14 protein-coding genes, 3 tRNA genes and 3 pseudogenes are annotated in these 15836 nt (G+C 69.3%); 10 read left to right on the top strand and 10 right to left on the bottom strand.

Features of this window, described 5'->3' with window-relative positions; all coding sequences use genetic code 11:
- Both AC31A1_RS29510 and AC31A1_RS29505 read left to right on the top strand, forming a co-directional pair.
- Window positions 1-491, top strand: a pseudogene (locus tag AC31A1_RS29510) (DNA primase); the annotation flags it as partial.
- Window positions 492-572: 81 nt separating this feature from the next.
- Window positions 573-1883 carry an RNA polymerase sigma factor gene (locus AC31A1_RS29505; RefSeq protein ID WP_489656238.1) on the top strand — a complete coding sequence of 437 codons (1311 nt, stop codon included), beginning with the start codon at window positions 573-575 and terminating at the stop codon, window positions 1881-1883.
- Between the two features lie 157 nt (window positions 1884-2040).
- Here AC31A1_RS29505 and AC31A1_RS29500 read toward each other — a convergent pair whose 3' ends face one another.
- The 4 genes from AC31A1_RS29500 to AC31A1_RS29485 all read right to left on the bottom strand — a co-directional run bounded on the left by AC31A1_RS29500 (window position 2041) and on the right by AC31A1_RS29485 (window position 7679).
- Window positions 2041-3969 (bottom strand): ABC transporter ATP-binding protein, encoded by a 1929-nt coding sequence (locus AC31A1_RS29500; RefSeq protein ID WP_489656237.1) that lies wholly within the window; start codon window positions 3967-3969, stop codon window positions 2041-2043.
- Entirely contained in the window at window positions 3969-5702 is a 1734-nt protein-coding gene (locus AC31A1_RS29495) for an ABC transporter ATP-binding protein (protein WP_489656236.1), read from the bottom strand. Before AC31A1_RS29495 ends, AC31A1_RS29500 begins: the two co-directional genes overlap by 1 nt.
- Before the next feature lie 162 nt (window positions 5703-5864).
- Window positions 5865-7322 (bottom strand): xylulokinase, encoded by a 1458-nt coding sequence (locus AC31A1_RS29490; protein WP_393041517.1) that lies wholly within the window; start codon window positions 7320-7322, stop codon window positions 5865-5867.
- 51 nt (window positions 7323-7373) lie between these two features.
- Window positions 7374-7679 (bottom strand): hypothetical protein, encoded by a 306-nt coding sequence (locus tag AC31A1_RS29485; RefSeq protein ID WP_020684218.1) that lies wholly within the window; start codon window positions 7677-7679, stop codon window positions 7374-7376.
- 167 nt (window positions 7680-7846) lie between these two features.
- On the opposite strand from AC31A1_RS29485, the gene AC31A1_RS29480 reads away from it, so the two are divergent.
- From AC31A1_RS29480 to AC31A1_RS29470, 3 genes are all read left to right on the top strand, one after another.
- Window positions 7847-7919: transfer RNA gene (locus tag AC31A1_RS29480), tRNA-Asn, on the top strand.
- Window positions 7920-7925: 6 nt separating this feature from the next.
- A tRNA-Asn gene (locus tag AC31A1_RS29475) sits at window positions 7926-7998 on the top strand.
- 178 nt (window positions 7999-8176) lie between these two features.
- Window positions 8177-8250 (top strand) — tRNA-Ile (locus AC31A1_RS29470).
- Between the two features lie 51 nt (window positions 8251-8301).
- Here AC31A1_RS29470 and AC31A1_RS29465 read toward each other — a convergent pair.
- A pseudogene (locus tag AC31A1_RS29465) lies at window positions 8302-8945 on the bottom strand (sensor histidine kinase); the annotation flags it as partial.
- Here AC31A1_RS29465 and AC31A1_RS29460 point away from each other — a divergent pair.
- A pseudogene (locus tag AC31A1_RS29460) lies at window positions 8941-9216 on the top strand (BlaI/MecI/CopY family transcriptional regulator); the annotation flags it as partial. The pseudogenes AC31A1_RS29465 and AC31A1_RS29460 overlap by 5 nt on opposite strands.
- Window positions 9213-9395, top strand: a complete 183-nt coding sequence (locus AC31A1_RS29455; protein ID WP_489656235.1) for a hypothetical protein — start codon at window positions 9213-9215, stop codon at window positions 9393-9395. The pseudogene AC31A1_RS29460 and the gene AC31A1_RS29455, both read left to right, overlap by 4 nt.
- 118 nt (window positions 9396-9513) lie before the next feature.
- Here the strand turns inward: AC31A1_RS29455 and AC31A1_RS29450 are convergent, their stop codons facing one another.
- Both AC31A1_RS29450 and AC31A1_RS29445 read right to left on the bottom strand, forming a co-directional pair.
- Window positions 9514-10200 carry a response regulator gene (locus AC31A1_RS29450; protein WP_489656234.1) on the bottom strand — a complete coding sequence of 229 codons (687 nt, stop codon included), beginning with the start codon at window positions 10198-10200 and terminating at the stop codon, window positions 9514-9516.
- Window positions 10197-11396, bottom strand: coding sequence for a sensor histidine kinase (locus AC31A1_RS29445; RefSeq protein ID WP_489656233.1), 1200 nt, complete (start codon window positions 11394-11396; stop codon window positions 10197-10199). Before AC31A1_RS29445 ends, AC31A1_RS29450 begins: the two co-directional genes overlap by 4 nt.
- Before the next feature lie 81 nt (window positions 11397-11477).
- Here AC31A1_RS29445 and AC31A1_RS29440 point away from each other — a divergent pair, with 81 nt between their 5' ends.
- From AC31A1_RS29440 to AC31A1_RS29430, 3 genes are all read left to right on the top strand, one after another.
- Entirely contained in the window at window positions 11478-12278 is an 801-nt protein-coding gene (locus tag AC31A1_RS29440) for a COG4705 family protein (protein ID WP_489656232.1), read from the top strand.
- A 146-nt stretch (window positions 12279-12424) separates the two neighbouring features.
- Window positions 12425-12787 (top strand): BlaI/MecI/CopY family transcriptional regulator, encoded by a 363-nt coding sequence (locus AC31A1_RS29435; protein ID WP_489656231.1) that lies wholly within the window; start codon window positions 12425-12427, stop codon window positions 12785-12787.
- On the top strand, window positions 12784-13713 hold the full coding sequence (locus AC31A1_RS29430; RefSeq protein ID WP_489656230.1) for a M48 family metalloprotease: 930 nt from the start codon (window positions 12784-12786) through the stop codon (window positions 13711-13713). Before AC31A1_RS29435 ends, AC31A1_RS29430 begins: the two co-directional genes overlap by 4 nt.
- A 120-nt stretch (window positions 13714-13833) precedes the next feature.
- Here the strand turns inward: AC31A1_RS29430 and AC31A1_RS29425 are convergent, their stop codons facing one another.
- The 3 genes from AC31A1_RS29425 to AC31A1_RS29415 form a co-directional block, all read right to left on the bottom strand.
- Window positions 13834-13983 carry a hypothetical protein gene (locus AC31A1_RS29425; protein ID WP_489656229.1) on the bottom strand — a complete coding sequence of 50 codons (150 nt, stop codon included), beginning with the start codon at window positions 13981-13983 and terminating at the stop codon, window positions 13834-13836.
- A 16-nt stretch (window positions 13984-13999) separates the two neighbouring features.
- Window positions 14000-14878, bottom strand: coding sequence for an ABC transporter permease (locus AC31A1_RS29420; RefSeq protein ID WP_489656228.1), 879 nt, complete (start codon window positions 14876-14878; stop codon window positions 14000-14002).
- Window positions 14879-15441: 563 nt separating this feature from the next.
- Window positions 15442-15836: hypothetical protein (locus AC31A1_RS29415; RefSeq protein WP_489656227.1), on the bottom strand; the 395-nt coding region annotated here is incomplete at its 5' end.

The following is a 15836-nucleotide window of genomic DNA, read 5'->3' as shown; positions in this document are numbered from 1 at the left end:
GCCCCGCCCTCACCCTGCGCAACCCGGTCTTCGCCACCGAACGCGAACTCCTCAAACTCGCGCTCCAGCGCCCCGAGTTGGTCTCCCCGGCCTTCGACGCGTACGGCGTCGACGAGTTCACCGCCCCGCCCTACGCCGCCGTACGCGAGGCGATCATCGAGGCGGGCGGCGCCGAGTACGGCCTCCAGGACCCCCAGGACTACCTCGTCCGCGTCCGCGAGGCGGCACCGGACGACGCGGTCCGCGCGATGGTCACCGAGCTGGCCGTCGAGGCGATCATGCGCCGCACGGTCGACGAGAACTACGCGGGCGAGCAGCTCGTCACCGTCCGCCGAAGAGCCGTCGTGCGCCGCATCGGCGACATCCAGGGCACGCTCACCCGTCTCGGCAGCCACGGAGACTCGGCGGAACTGGCCGCCGTACAGAACGAGTTGTGGGTACTTCAGCAGTACGACCAGGCACTCCAGGTGCACGGCGCCACAGCGCTCTGAGCACGTAGTCACGGGACGGACTCAAAAAGTCACCGCACGCCCCTCGTGGCGGCGATGTGTCGTACTCCACACTGGGTTCCGGTGCCTGAGTCCTCGGAGCGCGGCCGATCCGTTCCCAGCGGGTCCTTCACCCCCGCGGTTCCGCTCATCGAGTACGGGACGGATTGCGGCGAGGCCGCCCACTCCGCCCCTGAAGTACCGCTGCCGTACCCCCTGGCAGCGATCATCCTGGAGGTCGCCCCCGTGCAGACCCAGACCCTCGACCAGACCGAGACCAGCACGACGGACGGCGCGGAACCGGAAGCGGAGACCGATGTCCTCGCGACCGTCCCCCCGCAGAGCCGTGCCGCGCACCACCCCGAAACCGCGGACCCGGAGAGCCCGCCCGAGCTCGAAGAACCGACGGCCGAAGCGGTGGAGACCGCCGAGGCCCCCGAGCCCGCCGTACGGCCCCGCGGCCGGGTCGCCGCCGACAACGGCGCGCCCTCCTCGGACCTGTTCCGCCAGTACCTGCGCGAGATCGGCCGCATCCCGCTGCTCACCGCGGCCGAGGAGGTCGACCTCGCCCGCCGCGTCGAGGCCGGCCTGTTCGCCGAGGAGAAGCTCGCCGGCGCGACCGACCTGGACAGCCAACTCGCCCTCGACCTGGACAAGTTGGTCGTCATGGGCCGGATGGCCAAGCGCCGCCTGATCGAGGCGAACCTGCGGCTCGTCGTGTCGGTGGCGAAGCGATACGTCGGGCGCGGGCTGACCATGCTCGACCTCGTCCAGGAGGGAAACCTCGGCCTGATCAGGGCAGTTGAGAAGTTCGACTACGCCCGCGGCTACAAGTTCTCCACCTACGCCACCTGGTGGATCCGCCAGGCCATGTCCCGCGCCCTCGCCGACCAGGCCCGCACGATTCGCGTCCCGGTGCACGTCGTCGAGCTCATCAACCGGGTCGTCCGCGTCCAGCGCCGGATGCTCCAGGAGCGCGGCTACGAGCCGACGCCGGAAGAGGTGGCCGACCATCTCGACCTCGCGCCCGAGCGCGTCAGCGAGGTTCTCCGCCTGGCCCAGGAGCCGGTTTCGCTGCACGCGCCGGTGGGGGAGGAGGACGACGTTGCCCTCGGCGACCTGATCGAGGACGGCGACGCCACCAGCCCCGTGGAGTCGGCCGCGTTCATCCTCCTCAGGCAGCACCTTGAAGCGGTGTTGTCGACGCTGGGGGAGCGGGAGCGGAAGGTCGTACAGCTGCGGTACGGCTTGGCGGACGGCCGCCCACGCACGCTGGAGGAGATCGGCCGCATCTTTGGCGTGACTCGGGAACGGATACGGCAGATCGAGTCCAAGACGCTGAACAAGCTGCGGGATCATGCCTTTGCGGATCAGCTGAGGGGTTATCTGGATTGATCCCGGCTGCGGCCCGGTGGGGGCTGGTCGCGCAGTTCCCCGCGCCCCTGAAAAGACCCCAGCCGAGGTGCCTTTAGGGGCGCGGGGAACTGCGCGACCAGCCCCCACCGGGCCGTCACCCACACGACGGCCCCTCGTGGCACTCTCTATGGATCTTTTAGTCGACCTCGGCCACCGCCTGAGCGAACTGCGCCTTGTACAGCCGCGCATACGCCCCGTCCGCCGCCAACAGGTCCGCATGCGCGCCCTGTTCGACGATGGAGCCGTTCTCCATGACCAGGATCGTGTCCGCGTCCCGGATCGTGGAGAGCCGGTGTGCGATCACGAACGACGTGCGGCCATGGGCGAGTTTGGCCATGGCCTTCTGGATCAGGACCTCCGTACGGGTGTCGACGGAGGACGTCGCCTCGTCGAGGACCAGGATCGTCGGGTCGGACAGGAACGCCCGCGCGATGGTGATGAGCTGCTTCTCACCGGCGCTGACGCCCGTGCCCTCGTCGTCGATGACCGTGTCGTAGCCGTCGGGCAGCGTACGGACGAACCGGTCGGCGTGCGCCGCCCGCGCCGCCTCCTCGATCTCGCCCCGGGTGACCTCGCGAGAGGCCCCGTACGCGATGTTGTCGGCGATGGAGCCGCCGAACAGCCAGGTGTCCTGGAGCACCATGCCGATGCCGGCGCGGAGTTCGTCCCGGGACATCCGCGCGATGTCGACGCCGTCGAGGGTGATGCGCCCGCCGGAGACCTCGTAGAACCGCATGAGGAGGTTGACGAGGGTGGTCTTGCCGGCGCCGGTGGGGCCCACGATCGCGACCGTGTGGCCCGGTTCCACCGTCAGCGAGAGGTCCTCGATGAGCGGCTTGTCGGGGTCGTAGCGGAAGGAGACGTGCTCCAGGGCGACGAGGCCGCGGAGTTCGGCGGGGCGTTCGCTCGGCATGGGGTCCGGCGCCTGCTCCTCCGCGTCGAGGAGTTCGAAGATCCGTTCCGCCGAGGCGACGCCGGACTGGACCAGGTTCGCCATCGACGCGACCTGCGTCAGCGGCATGGAGAACTGGCGCGAGTACTGGACGAAGGCCTGCACGTCACCGATGGACAACGAGCCCGACGCCACCCGCAGGCCGCCGACCACGGCCACCAGCACGTAGTTGAGGTTCGACACGAACATCATCAGCGGCTGCATGACACCGCTGTTGAACTGCGCCTTGAAGCCCGCCTCGTACAGCGCGTCGTTCTGCTCGGCGAAGAGTTGTGCCGACTCGTCCTGGCGGCCGAAGACCTTCACCAGGGTGTGCCCGGTGTACATCTCCTCGACGTGCGCGTTGAGCTTGCCCGTCGAGCGCCACTGCTGCACGAAGTGCGGCTGCGAGCGCTTGCCGATGCGGGTGGCGACGAGGAACGACAGCGGTACGGTCACCAGCGCGACCAGGGCGAGCAGCCAGGACACCCAGAACATCATCGCGAGGACGCCGATGATCGTGAGCACCGAGTTGATGAGCTGGCCCATCGACTGCTGGAGGGTCTGCCCGATGTTGTCGATGTCGTTGGTCGCGCGCGAGAGGACCTCACCGCGCTGCCGCTTGTCGAAGTACGACAGCGGGAGCCGCGACATCTTCGTCTGCACGCTCTCGCGCAGCCGGAACATGGTCCGGTTGACCGCCCGGTTGACCATCCGGGTCGCCACCGCCATCAGCAGCCCGGCCACCAGGAACGTGCCCAGCGCGAGCAGCAGCACATGACCCACCGAGGTGAAGTCGATGCTCTTGCCCGGGGTGAAGTCCGTGCTCTGCAGCATGTCCGCGACCGAACCCTGGCCCCGGTCGCGCATCGCCTGGAGGGCCTGCGCCTTGGTCGTCCCGGCCGGCATCTGCCGCCCGATGATGCCCGCGAAGACCAGGTCCGTGGCGTTGCCGAGGATCTTCGGCCCGACCACGTTCAGCCCCACGCTGAGCACCACACACACCAGCAGGATGCCGATGGTCAGCCGCTCCGGCCTGAACTGGCCGATCAGTCGCTTGCCGGACACCTTGAAGTCCATCGAACGGGCGTCGGGGCCCGTCCCGGCCATCATCCGCCCCATGGGCCCGGCCATCAGGCAGCCTCCGCTTCCGTCAGCTGGGAGAGAACGATCTCCCGATACGTCTCGTTGTCCGCCATCAACTCGTGATGGCGCCCCGTCCCCACGACCCGGCCCTCGTCGAGTACGACGATCCGGTCCGCGTCCCTGATCGTCGCCACCCGCTGCGCCACGATCACCACGGTCGCCTCGGCGGTCTCCTGCGAGAGCGCCGCCCGCAGCGCCGCGTCGGTCGCGTAGTCGAGGGCGGAGAAGGAGTCGTCGAAGAGGTAGATCTCCGGCCGCTGCACCAGCGTCCGCGCGATAGCGAGCCGCTGCCGCTGACCGCCGGAGACGTTTGTGCCGCCCTGCGCGATGGGGGAGTCCAGTCCGTTCTCCAGCCCCTCGACGAAGCCCTTGGCCTGCGCCACCTCCAGCGCGTGCCACAACTCCTCGTCCGTCGCGTCGGGATTGCCGTAGCGGAGGTTGGTCGCGACGGTGCCCGCGAAGAGGTACGGCTTCTGCGGGACCAGGCCGACCGTCTTGGCCAGCAGTACCGGGTCGATGGTCGACACGTCGACACCGTCGACGAGGACCTCGCCGTCGGTCGTGTCAACCAGGCGCGGGACCAGACTCAGAAGGGTGGACTTTCCGCTGCCGGTCGAGCCGATCACGGCCGTCGTCTCGCCCGGGCGGGCCACCAGATCGATGGACTTCAGTACGGGTTCCTCGGCGCCCGGGTAGCAGAAGCCGACCCCGCGGACCTCCAGATGCCCGTGCCGGCGCAGCTCGAAGACGGGAGCCACCGGCGGCACGACACTGCTCTCCGTGTCGAGGACCTCCTCGATGCGCTCGGCACAGACCTCCGCGCGCGGCACCATCATGAACATGAAGGTGGCCATCATCACGGACATCACGATCTGCATCAGATAGGCGAGGAACGCGGTCAGATCACCGATCTGCATCCCGCCGCTCGCGATGCGATGCGCGCCGAACCACACGACGGCGATCGACGACAGGTTCACGGTCGTCATGACCACGGGGAACATGAGCGCGAGCAGGTTGCCGGTCTTCAGCTGCATCTCGGTGAGATCGCTGTTGGCCTTGCGGAACCGGTCCTTCTCGTACTCGTCCCGGACGAAGGCGCGGATCACGCGGTTGCCGGTGATCTGCTCGCGCAGCACCCGGTTCACCGCGTCGAGGCGCACCTGCATCGACCGGAACAGCGGCCGCAGCCGGCGCACGATCAGCGTCACGCAGACGGTCAGCGTCGGCACCACCGCGATCAGCACCCCGGACAGCGGCACGTCCAGACCGAGCGCCAGGATGATCCCGCCGACGCACATGATCGGCGCCGACACCAGCAGGGTGAACGTCATCAGGGCCAGCATCTGGACCTGCTGGACGTCATTGGTCGTCCGGGTGATCAGCGAGGGCGCGCCGAACTGGCCCACTTCGCGGGCCGAGAACGACTGCACCCGGTCGAAGATGGCACCCCGGATGTCCCGGCCGACGGCGGACGCGGTGCGCGCGCCGTAGTAGACGGCACCCGTGTTGCACACGACCTGGACCAGCGAGATCCCGATCATCAGGGCGCCGAAGGACAGGATGTATCCGGTGTCCCCCTTCACGACACCGTTGTCGATGATGTGCGCGTTCAGGGTGGGCAGGTAGAGGGTGGCGCAGGTCTGCAGAAACTGCAGCAGCACCAGCAGAAGGATGGGTTTCCTGTAGGGCCTGAGATAGGTCCGCAGAAGTCGTATGAGCACGCTGGGTCTCTCGGAGTCGGCGGGTGGAGGGCGGGCGGTGTGCCCCTCGCCCCTATCGTCGGACACTCCACCCGCGTTACCTCAACCGATTAAGCCAACAGCAGTGCGCTACGACCCTTTATGCACCCTTGAGTGCCTTTTCGCGCTGACGATTGTCCGTACCTACGAGCGGAACGCACCCGGATGGGTCTGTTCCCGTACGGACACGTACTGCTGACGCACGGCCTGTCCTACGGCCAGTTCGTCACCGGGCTCGAAGACCTGGGCGACCGGTCCCTGCCAGGGCGGCGGGTTGCGCGGGTCGAGGGTGCCCTGCGAGACACCGAGCGCCCAGGCGGCCTGCCGGGCGGCGCCGATCGCGGCGTAGTCGGCGGGCTGCGGTACGACGATCTGCGTCCCGAAGAGCGCGGGCGCCGCCGCCTGCACGGCGGGCAGCTCGGCCGCCGACCCGAGCAGGAAGAGCCGCCGTACGGCCACACCCCGCCCGCGCAGCACGTCCAGCGCGTCCGCGAGCCCGCACAGCATGCCCTCGAAGGCGGCCCGCGCCAGATGCTCCGCCTTCATCGACTCCCGCCGCAGCCCGGCCAGCGTCCCGGCGGTGTGCGGCAGATTGGGCGTCCGCTCACCTTCCAGATACGGCAGGAACACCAGCCCGTGCGCCCCCGGCGTGGACTTCATCGCCAGCTCGGACAGACTCTCCAGATCGGGCAGCCCGAGCAGCTCGGCGGCCCCGCGCAGGGTCCGTACGGCATTCAGCGTGGTGACGACCGGCAGATGCATCCCGGTCGCGTCGGCCAGCGAGGTGATCATCCCGCTCTGGTCGACGAGCGCCTCGTGGTGCACGGCCATCACGGACCCGGAGGCGCCGAGCGACACGACCGCGTCCCCGAACCCGATCCCGAGCCCGAAGGCGGCGGCCATGGTCTCGCCGGTACCGGCGGAGATCAGCAGGCCCTCCGGGGTCGTACCGGCCGCGTCCGAAGGACCGATCACCTCGGGGAGCATGGCCTGGTGGCCGAGGGCGAGTTCGACGAGATCGGGCCGGTAACCCCCGCTGGCGGCGGACCAGTAGCCGGTCCCGGAAGCTCCGCCCCGATCGGTCGTCCTCCGCACGGGCCGCCCGAGCAGCTGCCACACGAGCCAGTCATGAGCCTGCAGCAGCGCGGTGGTACGCCGTGCGTTGTCGGGCTCGGTCCTGTTCAGCCAGCGGAGCTTGGTGACGGGCTGAGCGGCCTGCGGTACGGAACCCACCGCCTGCGCCCACGCCTCGCGCCCGCCGAGCGCGTCGATCAGATCAGCCGCGGCGACCTGCGCCCGCTTGTCACCGCCGACCATCGCGGGCCGCACGGTGTTGCCCTGCGAGTCCACCGGCACGAGCGCGTTCTGCTGCGCGGACACACCGATGGCCTGCACACCTTCGAGCAGCCCCCCGCCGGCCGCCTCGCCCAGCGACAACAGCCAGGCCTGTGGATCGACATCGGAGGGCCGCCCGCCGCCCTCGGTCTCGGTTTCGACCGGATGCGGCGCGTATCCCTGCCTGAGCACGGACCCCGTGTCCGTGTCGCAGACGACGATACGAGTGAAATCGGGCGAACTGTCCAACCCGGCGACTATCCCCATGGCGGAAATTCTGCCGTACTGCGGGAGGTGACGGCGCCGGGTCGGGACTCCCTATGTGTTGCTGGTGCCCCAGTCGTCCTCGCCCGTACCGTTCGCGTTGCGCTCACGCAGGGACCGTACGCGCTGCGCCACCGAGTCGGGGACCCGGTCGCCGACCTTGTCGCTGACCGCGTGGTACGCCTTGCCCGCGTACTGGCGGCCTTGCTGCGCCGCCGTCTCGGCGGTGTTGCGGACGGCCGGGTTCTGCGCGACCTGACGTGCCGACTTCTTCAGCTGCTCGTAGCGCTCGCGTCCGGCCCGCGTGCCCAGCACGTAACCCAGAGCCAGTCCGACGACGAACGTGAGCTTGTAGCGCATGACGGCCATCCTTCCCTTGCGTAGTCCCTCGCGGGTCTCAGGCGCGGCATCGGTGCCGGGGGAACCGATTGGCGGAGCACCCCCCTGCTTGCGCTAATGTATGTGTCGCAGCGAGCACACGCCCCCTGGCGAATACCCAGGGAGGTACGTTCGATGCAACGAGGCATTCCCCTGTAGCTCAATTGGCAGAGCAGCCGGCTGTTAACCGGCAGGTTACTGGTTCGAGTCCAGTCGGGGGAGCTTCGGTCTTCCGTAGCTCAATTGGCAGAGCAGCCGGCTGTTAACCGGCAGGTTACTGGTTCGAGTCCAGTCGGGAGAGCGCAGTGAGGAAGCAGTGATGAGGACCCCGTTGGGGTCCTTTTTCATGTCCCCCGGAACCGCTCGCGACGTGCCGCAGTCCTCATGGTCGTGCGAAGTCGACCATCCGAAGCAGGAGATCGTATGAGCGGCTATGCTGCGGCAGACGGCGCGTACAAATGTGCGCGACGCGCCGTAATGGGGCGGTAGCTCAGCCGGTTAGAGCAGCGGACTCATAATCCGTCGGCCGTGGGTTCGAGTCCCACCCGCCCCACTTGTGCAGGTTCCAGGCCTGCGGAAACGTTCATTTTTGGGTGGCGGGGCGTCAACTTCGCCTGGATGGACTGAATCCGCTGCTCGTGGGTTGGAGTCCGGTTGTGCTCGTGGAGCGGGCGAGGCGGCGCGCCAGTGGCAGTCCGAGGCCCGCGCCGTCGTGGCCGTCGTCGGGATCCGCGCGTTGGCCGGGTTCGAAGAGCTGTCCGGCGAACGCGGGTGGTACGCCCGATCCGTCGTCGATGATGTCAACTCGTACGCCGTCGGACGCGCGGCAGGCCTGGACGGCGACGCTGGAACGGGCGTAGCGGCAGGCGTTGGTGAGGAGCGGGCTGGCGATGCGTTCGAGGAGGGCGGGCGGGACTCCGGCGGTCAGGTGGGGTCCGTCGATGGTCAGCGTCAAGTGGCTTGGCGTGTCGAGGGATTCGGCGAGGTGGTGCAGTACGGGCAGGACCTCGGCCGTGCCCGGTGCGGTGAGGGTGCCGTCGCGAGCGTCGTCCAGGAGGGTGTCGCAGATGGTGCGCATGGACTCGGCGGCGTCACCGATGACCAGGTGACCTGATGGGTGGAGCGGGTCTGGTCGGGCGTGCGGGGGTGGGCCTGCCACCAGTCGAGCTCGGCGATGATCCGGCTCAGGGGTGTGCGCAGTTCGTGCGAGAGCTCGCCGGTGAGCTGACGTTCGTGGCGCAGAAGGGTGCAGAGCGAACTCGGCTTCGGCCTGGCCCGGGCGACGGTGGCGACGACGCCGGCGCGTCTGCGCGAGAAGGGCGTCGTCAGCCGAGAGCGCCAGGGGCGCGGCTACGCCTATCTCCCCGTGGAGGATGTCCCCGGCCTGACCGCCCGGCGCATGCACACCGGACTCGACCGGGACACCGACCGGGAGACGGTCCTGGCCCGCTTCGTCGCCCAGCTCAGCTCCGGCGAAGAGCGGCTCCTGCGACGGCTCCTGGAGCGTGACGAGCGATGACCACTGTGCCGCCCGTACCGCCGGCCCTGCCGCTCCGCGCGCCGCAGCTGCGCCGCCGGACGCTCGACCGGTTCGTTCCCGCCGCCGCGCAGGCCCTCTCGGCGCTGCGCTCTCTCCTGGATCTCGGCGGACCATCAGGGTCTGCCCCGGAGCGATGCCTCTTCGTAGTCCGCGACTGAGTGCCGTAGGTCGGGACGAGCGCCTGGCCGTTCCGCGCCTGGATTCGGGGTTGTCCTATCCGCCGGCCCCTGACGGCCGGCCAACCTCGCACACCGTCGCCCGCAACCCGACAACCGATCACGAGAAGGGCGGGACTTCAGGCTGTCCGCTGTGTGTGCGCAGTTGGTGTTCGTAGGCGAAGATCACGACCTGGACCCGGTCGCGGAGCTGCAGTTTGGTGAGGATGCGGGTGATGTGGGTCTTGACGGTGGCCTCGGTGAGGAAGAGACGTCCGGCGATCTCGGCGTTGGACAGGCCCGCGGCGATGAGGTGGAACACGTCCCGTTCGCGGGCCGTCAGCCGGGCGAAGAGTGTGCCCGCGTCGTCGGCGCGGGGCCAGGGGGCGATCTGGGCGAAGCGGTCGACGAGACCGCGGGTGATGCGCGGGGTGAGGACGGCGTCGCCGGAGGCCACGGCGCGGATCGCGGCCTGGAGCACGGCCGGGACGACGTCTTTGAGGAGGAATCCGCAGGCTCCGGCGCGGAGGCCCTCGAAGGCGTACTCGTCGAGGTCGAAGGTGGTGAGGATGAGGACGCGGCAGGGCGAGGTGGCTGTGATGCGCCGGGTCGCCTCGATGCCGTCCATGACGGGCATGCGTACGTCCATGAGCACCACGTCCGGCAGCATGCGCCGCGCGAGGTCGGCCGCTTCCTTCCCGTTGGCGGCTTCGCCGACGACAGTGATGCCCGGCATGGTGTCGAGGAGGCTGCGGAAGGCCATGCGGACGAGTGCCTGGTCGTCGGCGAGGAGGACGGAGATCGTCATCGCGGTTCCGTCACCTTCAGTTCGCCGGACACGGTCCAGCCGGACAGGGTGGGTCCCGCCCGGAGGTGGCCGTCGAACATCGTGACCCGTTCCCGCATTCCGGTCAGTCCGTTGCCGGTGTTTCCTTCCGGGCGGTCCCCGGGGGCGGGTCTGCCGTTGTCGGCGACGCGGAAGCCGGCCAGGTCATCGTCGTAGTGCAGGACGACGTCCACCGTCGTGGCGTCCCGGGCGTGCTTGACGACATTCGTGAGCGATTCCTGGAGGATCCGGTAGAGCGTCGTCTGTGCCTCGGCGCTGAGGGTCTTTGGGTTGCCGGTCTCGGTCAGCCGTACGTCCAGGCCGGTGTCGCGGGTCTCGTCCACCAGGGTCTTGAGTGAGCCGAGGTCCGGCTGCGGGGCTCGTTCGCCGTCGTCGTCCGTCCGTAGGACACCGAGGAGTCGGCGCATTCCGGTGAGGGACTGCCGGCCGGTCGATGCCGCCTGGAGCATCTTCGCGCGGGCCCCCTGTGGATCGGTTGTCGTGGTCGCGGCGGCGGCCTCGGAGAGGGCTACGACGACGACCAGGCCGTGGGCGACGATGTCGTGCATCTCCCGCGCGATCCGGGCGCGCTCGGCCGCCGCGGCGAGCTGCGCCTGCTGGGCGCGCTCCTGCTCCAGCCGCTGCGCGCGGTCCTCGATGGAGGCGAGGTAGCGGCGCTGGGCCCGGACGGTGGTGCCGAGGAAGAACGCCGCGGCGGCCAGCCCGCTGAGGATGACGAAGGCGTCGTTGATGCTTCCGGCCGGCGCGAACCGCACCGCCACCAGGACGACGCCGAGTTCGACGGCGGCCGCGGCGCTGAGCGAGTGCCGCAGACCGCGGTGGGCGGCGACCGTGTAGAGCGCGACGAGCACCGCGAACCCGGAGAACGAGACCGTACCCAGTGCCCAGGTCACCATCGCCACGGCCCAGCAGAACCAGAACACGACGACCGGAGCCCGGCGGCGCAGCAGGAGGGGGCAGATCACCGCGAGCGCCAGCACCCAGTTCAGGACCCCGGACCGGTTGTAGAGCAACTCGTGCGACGCGGCGACGGCGCACAGGACGGGCGGCCCGAGCAGCAGGACGAGGGAGAGCGGCGGGCGGTCCCGGAACAGTCGGTGCGCCGGCTGGAGGTGCTTCACCCCGCCGACATTACGGACGGGCGGTCCCAGCGACATCAATCGAAGGTCTTACATCCGCCGGAAAGTGACCACCATCGTTGGATGTGCCGGTCCCGGGGGCATTTCTAGCTTCGCGATATGAGAACACGAACAGCGACCATGGCCATGAAAGTGCCGGAGATCACCCTCATCTTCTGGATCGCGAAACTCTGCACCACCGGATTCGGCGAGTCCTTCTCCGACTACGTCTTCTTCAACGACTACATCGGACAGCATGCGGCCATGCTCATGGGCCTCGGCCTGCTCCTCGTATGCCTGGCCGTACAGTTCGCCACCACCAGATACACCCCGTGGGTCTACTGGCTCGCGGTGACGGCCGTGAGCATCTTCGGGACGATGTCGGCGGACTTCCTGAACAAGGACCTGGGGATGCCGCTCTACGCCTCCACCCTGATGCTGGTGGCCGTCCAGGCCGGCGTCTTCGCCGCCTGGTACGCGACACAGCGCACCCTGGACGTGCACAGCATCGACAACCGTCTGCGGGAGCTGTTCTACTGGCTGACCGTGCTGTGCACCTTCGCCCTGGGAACAGCCGCGGGCGATTTCGCCGCCGTCACCCTGGGACTCGGCACCTTGGCCTCGTCCTTCGTCTTCCTCGGGATCATTCTGATTCCGGCAGCCGGCTATCGCTGGTTCCGTCTCAACGAAGTCCTGGCATTCTGGTTCGCCTACACCATTACCCGCCCCCTGGGTGCCTCCGTCGCGGACTGGCTTTCCGTACCCGCCCCTTATGGGGACGGACTTCAATTGGGCACCGGACCCATCAGCCTCGTCCTTGGGATTCTCCTCGCGGGAGTCGTCGGAATGATCGGATCACGACACCGCCGGGCCGATTCCCTGGAGGCGACGCCTGTGGAGGCGGTTGCCGAAGAGCGTTGACCACGTCCTGGTGTGAGGGGAGAGCGGGAGCCGTTCGCCCGCATCGCCCGACACTCGTCCTGTCCGTAGGCGGCGCCAGGTAACCGACTACAATTTTGTAGACCGTCTGTCGAACCGCAGACGTTGGCGGAGTGAGGACGTTCCCCATGACCGACGAGAGGCGGCCGGCCGGTGAGCTCGAAGCCGCCGTCATGGCTGTGCTGTTGACCGCCGGTGTCCCGCTCACGCCGGGGCGGGTGCAGACCGGGCTCGGCTTCGGACTGGCCCGCACGACGGTGACGACGATATTGACCCGGCTGCATGAGAAGGGCGTCGTCAGCCGTGAACGGCAGGGCCGGGGATACGCCTACTCTCCCGTGCAGGACGCTCCCGGTCTGACCGCCCGGCGCATGCACACCGTTCTCGACCGGGACGCCGACCGGGAGACGGTTCTGGCCCGTTTCGTCGCCCAGCTCAACCCCGGCGACGAGGAGTTCCTGCGCCGGCTTCTGGAGGGTGACGAACGATGACAGCTCTGCTGCTCGTACCGTTGGTCCTGCCCTTCCTCGCGCCGATACTGGCCCGCCGAACCTTCGACCGCCTGGCCCCCGCCACCGCGCTGTGGGTTCTCACCGCCTCGGCCCTCGCGCTGGCGGGGGCCTGCGTCGCAGCCCTCGGCGCCCTGGTTCTGACGGGACTGCTGAAGTTCCCCGCCTTCGCCGCCCTCGGTGAACTGGTTCACCCCCTGCGCACCCCCTCGGACTACCTCGTCCTTCCCGCTGCCGCGGCGGCCACCGGAGTGCTCACCCTCGGCGCCTGGACCCTCGTGCGCTCGGCCTTCCTGCAGACTCGGGCCTTCCGTACTGCCCGAACACAGGCTGACCGCCGCCCTGCTGCCGGCGACCTGTGCGTCGTCGACTCGCCCCATCCGGACGCGTACGCCTTGCCCGGACGGCCCCACCGGATCGTCGTCACCACCGCGATGCTGCGCAGCCTGGGACCTGCCGAGCGCGAAGCCCTCTTCGCCCATGAACGCGCCCACAACCGAGCCGGCCACCACTACTTCCTGGCCGCCGCCGAACTCTCCGCCCACTGCCACCCCGCGCTGCGCGCCCTCCGCGACACCCTTCGGCTCGCCGCCGAGCGGGACGCCGACGAGGCCGCTGCCGCCGCCATCGGCGACCGGCGCCTGATCGCCACGGCCATCGCCCGCGCCGCTCTGGCCAGCCATGCCGCGCGGTCCACCCGCCCGGACTTCGCGCCCGCGGCGACGACCGGCCCGGTTCCGCAGCGCGTCACCGCACTCCTCGAATCCTCCGAGGGTCGCTCGCGCCGCTCGCGCTGGACCGCGTTCCTCCTGGTGGCCTGCACGGTCCTGTCCGTCGCTGCCGGAACAACCGGCGTCGTCGCCTTTCATCACCAGGTGGAGATCGCCCAGGGCGAGGAGGGCCCCTGACCGGTCTGGCCCGGCGACCCACCGGCGCGCTCCTTCTCGTGTCGCGCACTTCACGCCGGGGGACTTGAGCTTCTCCCGATACGGCGGGCAGGCCGTCGGTGACCACCTGCCCGCGGCCGTTCACGCGGGTGTTGCCGTGAGGGGGCGGGTGGCCGCGAGGGCGGTGCCGTAGCGGCGCAGCAGCGGGGTGGCGGTGGCGGCGAGGCCGGTGAGCAGGCCGAGTTCGACCTGGTCGCGGGCGCTCGGCCACGCCACGACCCTGACCGCCATGGCTGAGAGGCGCCTTTCACGGAGCTTGCGTCCGGCCCGGCTGCTCGGGTCTGGTCCGTCGCCGAGGAGTGAGCCACGGGATCCGCGAGGGACGTGGGTCGGGTGCCTTCTCATGGCGCGGCGGATCGGTGATGCGGGCGCGGGCGATCAGCTCCAGGGTGGTGGCGACGGCGACCGCCTGAACGGCCATCAGGGCGACGAGAACGAACAACTGCACCGCGCCCGCGGTGACGGGGTCGGCTCCGCCGAGCAGCATGCCGACGAACGCGCCGGGCAGTGTGACCAGCCCGACCGTTCGGGTCTGGTCGAGCCCCGGCACGAGCGCCTCCGAGGCGGCCGAACGGGCGATCTCCACCCTGGCGTCGCGATCCATCATGCCCAGTGCGAGCGCGGCTTCGACCTCGCCGTGACGCAGCCTCAGCACTGCCAGGCTCTGCCGTCCGGCCAGGACCGTGGCCGTCATCGCGCCGCCGATCAGGATGCCGGTGACCGGGATCATCGTGATACCGGTCACCGGCACGAGGCCGGTGGACAGCAGCAGCACGACAGCGGGTACGACGCCGGCCGCGATCGGCACGGCCGTCCACCACCACGTGCTGTCGGAGGTGATGCGGCGGCCGGCCGTACGCACGGCGACGGTGAACATCAGCGCCAGGAACACGGGCAGTCCGGTGGGGGAGTGGGCGACCCAGCCGATGGCCACGGAGACCAGCACGAGTTGGACGGCCGCGCGCAGGCCGGCGGTCACTATCTCCCTGGCCCGGCTGGTGCCCTGATCGGGCGTCAGCTTGGCGAGGGCGGCCACGGCGACGGCGGCGGCGAGAAGGACGGCCAGGACCCAGGCGAGAGTCGCGTTGACCGGGAGCAAAGCGGCCGAGGCTGTCAGCAATGGCATCACCGTGGAAGGGTCCGGCTCCGGCTGCGACCGTGCTCGGGCTGAGTCGGTTGCACGGGAGGGCTGCTCAGAGGGTGCTGCTCCGGCCCTCGTCTTGGGGCGTGGTGCGGTCCGGAAGCGTCCCTGACCCGGCGTCCCCCTGTCTGCATCGTGAAAGCGACATGACCGTCGTCACGCAGGCAACGGTGCCCACGAGCAGCGGCACGACCAGATGCAGTCTACAGATCTGTAGACGCTTAAGGAAGGCTGCCCTAACTCGCAATCTCAGTTGACGGGCCCATGGCCGCTGCTCGACCGCGGCCCGTCAGAGTTCCAGGCGATAGCCGTGCCCCCGCAGGGTGGTGATGCGGGGCAGGCTGCCGGCGTGGGCCGAGGTGTCGGCGGTCTCGGCGGGATGGATGCCTTCACCACCGCAGGGCCGCTGAAGGTGCCGAAGGCTTTCAGGTTCTGGATCGACTGCTCGATGACGGCGGTATGGCGGCTGCTGCACGGCCCCTGGAAGGGGCACAGAGGGGCCGACTACTCCCGAGGGAGGAGACCGGCCCCTGATTCATGCGAGGGGATCAGCTCAGGCCGAGGTCGGACAGCGCGGTCGTCCAGTCGGTGACGATCGCGTCCTGGGCGTCGGTGAGGGTGACGGTGCCGGCGCAGACGGCCTTCTTGAGCTTGTTCTCGACGGTGTCCTTGTTGGCGGCGGTCTTGGTGCCGTACTCCGGCTCGGGCCAGAGGTTCAGCGCGCTCTTGGGGGAGCCGCCGAGTTCGAGGGGGACGAAGTGGTCCTCCTCGTAGTCCGAGGTGCTGGTGTCGGTGTAGCCGTACTCGACGATCTGCGTCTTCTTCAGCGCGGTGGTGTAGGAGCTGGACGGTCGGACGGTCGCGGTCCACCCGGAGACGCAGATCGTGGTGTCGATGGTGGACTGGGTGACGTCCGGGTTGAAGGCGCCGGGCTGACAGGTGG

The organism is Streptomyces sp. P5F9 (genome assembly GCF_057961495.1).
Note: the sequence above shows the minus strand (reverse complement) of the source record. Positions and strands in the feature narration are given on the sequence as shown.